The following is a 3,775-nucleotide window of genomic DNA, read 5'->3' on the forward strand; positions in this document are numbered from 1 at the left end:
TCCTGAACGGTGCCGGCCATCCGGCCCATTTCGTGCCGTTCGGCATCGGAGCGAATGCCCGCAGGCAGGCCGACAGGGTGATTGCCCAGAGCGCCTCTGCATTGCGAGCGATTTGCGGTGCACGTGAATTCGAATTGTCGCCGACATGCGCGCCTGGAAATTTACGCCCTTTTCTGCGATCTAAATTGACGCCGCGTGGCGACATTCCGTTTCGTTTCAGCCAACGCGCATTGTGTCGCTCAATGGAGGTCGCATGAGCAAGCAACGCGTAGGGCGCTCCAATCTTTTTGTTGAGCCGCTCGGCCTCGGCGGCAACGTCTTTGGCTGGACCATTGACGAACAGACATCCTTTCGCGTGCTGGATGCCTTTGTAGCGGCAGGCTTTAACCTGATCGACACGGCCGATGTCTATTCCAACTGGGCCCCCGGAAATCCGGGTGGCGTCTCGGAAACGATCATCGGAAATTGGATGAGGTCGCGAGGCAATCGCGACGCGATCGTGCTTACCACGAAGGTCGGACATAAAAGCGACCCGGATCAACGCGGCCAGTCCCGTGACTATATCACCAATGCGGTCGAGGCATCTTTAAGGCGCCTTGGCACGGATTACATCGACCTTTACCTTGCGCATTGCGAGGATTCAGAAACGCATCTGGAGGAAACTCTCGACACCTATAGCGGTCTCGTGAGGGCAGGTAAGGTCCGCTCGATCGGCGCATCTCAGCACAGCCAACAGACATTGTCGCGTGCACAACAACTTAGCGCCGACCAGGGGTGGGCTCGCTTCGAGAACGTGCAGTCGCACTACAACCTCTACGACCGTAAGGATCACGAGAATGAGCTGGCGCCGTTCTGCCTGGCAAATGACGTCGGCGTCACGAGCTATTTCTCACTGGCCAGGGGATTTTTGTCCGGCAAATACCGTTCGCGCTCGGATTTTCGCAAAAGCCCGACACGCGGCTTCTTCATGAAATATTACTTGAATGACCGAGGCCTGCGGATTCTTGAAGCGCTTGACGACATCGCCGTTTCGCGTCAGCTGGCACCAGCAAGCGTGGCCATCGCATGGCTCATCACAAAGCCGGGCATAGTCGCCCCGATAGCAAGTGCTACGAACCTCGATCAGCTCGACGAAATCATTAATGGGGCAAGATTGTCACTGCATGCCGATGAACTCGCCAGGCTTGAAGTTGCAAGCACATATTAGCCTTAGTTCCGATTGGCCAACGAACGGAGCAGTCGATGCGGGGACGGCGATACTGTTGCCGCGACTACCAATCGGGAATGTGGGCTCATGACGGCTCCGTCCGCAGAAGAAGTAAAGATCTGGATCGCCTATCACGACCGGGTTTCCTCGCCAGAAGGGCTTGCGCACTGCAGGGACTTGCTGTCGGAGGAAGAAAGAAGTCGAGAAGAAGGGATTCGTTTGCCGTCGGACCGCCATGCCTATGTCGTAACCCGCGCCATGCAGCGGCTGCTGCTGTCGCGCTATTTGGCAACAGATCCGCGTGATCTTCGCTTTGTCAAGGGCGCTTTCGGGCGCCCCGCCCTTCGGGACATACCGGCCGAGCATGGTGGGATTGATTTCAACCTATCCCACGACGGCAACGTCACCGTTCTTGGGGTCGCCAGGCGAGTAATCGGGATCGATGTGACCGCGAGTGAGTGTCGGTCGTCGTTTCTGGACGTTGCGCGTCGCTTTTTCACCTGCAGTGAGGTCGAGGCGCTGGAAGCGCTACCGGCCGATGCAAGGGCTGATTACTTCCTGCAGCTTTGGACGCTTAAAGAAGCCTATGTGAAGGCGCTGGGCGGCGGCTTGTCGATCCCTTTCAACTCCTTTGGCTTTTCTCTCGAAGAGCCGGAAACGATAGCTTTTTTTAGAAATGGGGAGAAGAACGGCGGATCGCCCTTGTCCTTCTGGCAATTGCGTCCGGCCGCCGGCGTCCTGTTGGCGGTCTGCGCAAACACGGACGACGCCTCCGTGCCGGCCATCGTGGTATATGAATTTCAGCCCTTCGCGGAAGACCTGCCGATTGCATGTCAACCGGTCCGCACGTCTGTCTCCTACCCCTGATCAAACCAATGAGCGGCCTTCGGCATTGATCTTAATTCACGATCCGGTCGGTTCACAAACGTGTTCGAGGCCGCGTGAACCGCCGATGCATGCCTATTGTGTCTTTCTGAAGCCTGGCCGCTTTGCCGGCTGAGATTAAGAGGCCAGCTTCATATCCGCTGGCCGCTGCTTTTCCTCGTTGGGCTTCTGCTCTTTCTCTCGACGAGAACGCAAAGGCAAATCGATCGACCCTTGTCGCTGCTTGGCGTTACCAGTCTTGTCGTCGTCGCAATCAAACTTTTCACTTGGCATGGATCCTTTTTCCGCATCTTGGCCAGTCTGGATTGGCCATTGTCGCCGGTCTTTGTTGGATCATGCTGGAGTGCCGGCGCCTTGGCAACTGAGATCGCCTGCATTCGCGGGCGCCTGGAACGATCGATACCAATGCCGTTGCCGGAAGCAATCCAGGAGCATCAAACGGCTCCCCATGCGGAACAGGGAATGACGTCTCTCGGCACCGGAAGAAACAATCGGCCATCAACGCGTCCTATTTCACGATTTTGCCTTTCCCAAAACGTGTTTGAGGACGCATCGAGCTGGGATAGGTCCTAAGTTCGCTTCCGAGGAAACATCCGCGATCCGGCTCAACGCGGCTATGCGGGTCACTTTTCACGAGGGGTTAAGCTCTTGATTATAAACAATATCGTAGCAGGTTGCCCCAATAGTTGCCCCGTGCCGCTGGACGCGCTTGACGACAGTTACGGCCTCAATAAAGGCAGTGTCGCGGTCTACAATCGTTTCTATGGCCTTCAGCAGGTGGTCCGTTGCGAAGACGAACTTCCGCAGATGTTGAGCAGCGTTCTTACGCGAGCAATCGAACAGATCCCGCAGCCCTTGCGCGGTTCGGGGCAGCTCATCTACTGCAAGACCCAAACCCATAATACGTTCTGCGATGAGCGTTGGCTCTCTACGTTCGCGCGTGATCACGGTCTTTCATCGTGGGAGATTTATTCCTGGGCCATGACCAACTGCGCCTCTGCGCTCGCCGCCCTTCACTACGTCGCGACATCACAAGCCGGAGAACCGATCATCATCGTCACCGGAGAGAAAGCCTTTCATCCGGGAATTAGCAGGCTATCGGTCGGCCTATTATCGGAAGCCCCTGCCGCAGCAGTTTTGAATGTCAACGATTGCGGCTGGCGCATCCTCAAGACTCGCGTCAGACACCTTGGTCAATTTTACCAGAATCCCGAGAACATGGACGCTGCGCAAAAGAAGGAGTTTCAGGCCCTTTATGCAACGTCCTTGCAGTCGTTCATCAAAGAAAGTCTCTGCGCGTTCAAAGAGATCAGCAACGACACGTTCGTCATCATTCCGCACAATCTCAATATCCCCGTCACACGGTCTGCAATCCGCAACCTGGGCCACGAAGAGCGCGTGTTTTATGGCGATGTGAGCAACCAGGGGCACGCCTATTGCTCCGACGCCTTCATGAATTTGGATATGTTCGAGACTTCGGAGTCTAAACCGGCACACACCGGTCAGCAGGTTGTTCTTCTAACAGCCGGCATGGGCGTGACCTTTGCGAGCTGCCTGCTCGAACGGGTCGCCGCGGCAAGATGATCGAGCGGCCCTGCGCTACGTCCATCCATCCTTGGCGAGCGCCTGAGACTTGATGCATCACGCCGGTCGATCGGAAAAGGAAATGGGAGCATGGATATG

5 protein-coding genes are annotated in these 3,775 nt (G+C 56.4%); 3 read left to right on the forward strand and 2 right to left on the reverse strand.

Going from position 1 to position 3,775, the window contains the following annotated elements:
* Window positions 1–205 (reverse strand): hypothetical protein (locus BLP23_RS34170; protein ID WP_208603230.1); only part of this gene is annotated, 205 nt, incomplete at its 3' end.
* Window positions 206–253: 48 nt separating this feature from the next.
* On the opposite strand from BLP23_RS34170, the gene BLP23_RS32910 reads away from it, so the two are divergent.
* Together BLP23_RS32910 and BLP23_RS32915 are read left to right on the forward strand one after the other, a co-directional pair.
* On the forward strand, window positions 254–1,207 hold the full coding sequence (locus BLP23_RS32910) for an aldo/keto reductase (protein WP_092588832.1): 954 nt from the start codon (window positions 254–256) through the stop codon (window positions 1,205–1,207).
* 87 nt (window positions 1,208–1,294) lie between these two features.
* On the forward strand, window positions 1,295–2,074 hold the full coding sequence (locus tag BLP23_RS32915; RefSeq protein ID WP_092588833.1) for a 4'-phosphopantetheinyl transferase family protein: 780 nt from the start codon (window positions 1,295–1,297) through the stop codon (window positions 2,072–2,074).
* 135 nt (window positions 2,075–2,209) lie between these two features.
* On the opposite strand, the gene BLP23_RS34035 is transcribed toward BLP23_RS32915, so the two are convergent.
* Window positions 2,210–2,365 carry a hypothetical protein gene (locus BLP23_RS34035; RefSeq protein WP_167364066.1) on the reverse strand — a complete coding sequence of 52 codons (156 nt, stop codon included), beginning with the start codon at window positions 2,363–2,365 and terminating at the stop codon, window positions 2,210–2,212.
* A 375-nt stretch (window positions 2,366–2,740) separates the two neighbouring features.
* On the opposite strand from BLP23_RS34035, the gene BLP23_RS32920 reads away from it, so the two are divergent.
* Window positions 2,741–3,676, forward strand: a complete 936-nt coding sequence (locus BLP23_RS32920) for a 3-oxoacyl-[acyl-carrier-protein] synthase III C-terminal domain-containing protein (protein WP_139187157.1) — start codon at window positions 2,741–2,743, stop codon at window positions 3,674–3,676.
* Window positions 3,677–3,775: the final 99 nt, after the last annotated feature.

Origin of the sequence: Rhizobium mongolense subsp. loessense, assembly GCF_900099775.1 — a bacterium.
GTDB lineage: Bacteria > Pseudomonadota > Alphaproteobacteria > Rhizobiales > Rhizobiaceae > Rhizobium > Rhizobium loessense.

Coding starts and splice junctions, on each gene's coding strand:
- BLP23_RS32910 (WP_092588832.1), top strand. CDS start 254: ATGAGCAAGCAACGCGTAGGGCGCTCCAATCTTTTTGTTGAGCCGCTC.
- BLP23_RS32915 (WP_092588833.1), top strand. CDS start 1,295: ATGACGGCTCCGTCCGCAGAAGAAGTAAAGATCTGGATCGCCTATCAC.
- BLP23_RS34035 (WP_167364066.1), bottom strand. CDS start 2,365: ATGCCAAGTGAAAAGTTTGATTGCGACGACGACAAGACTGGTAACGCC.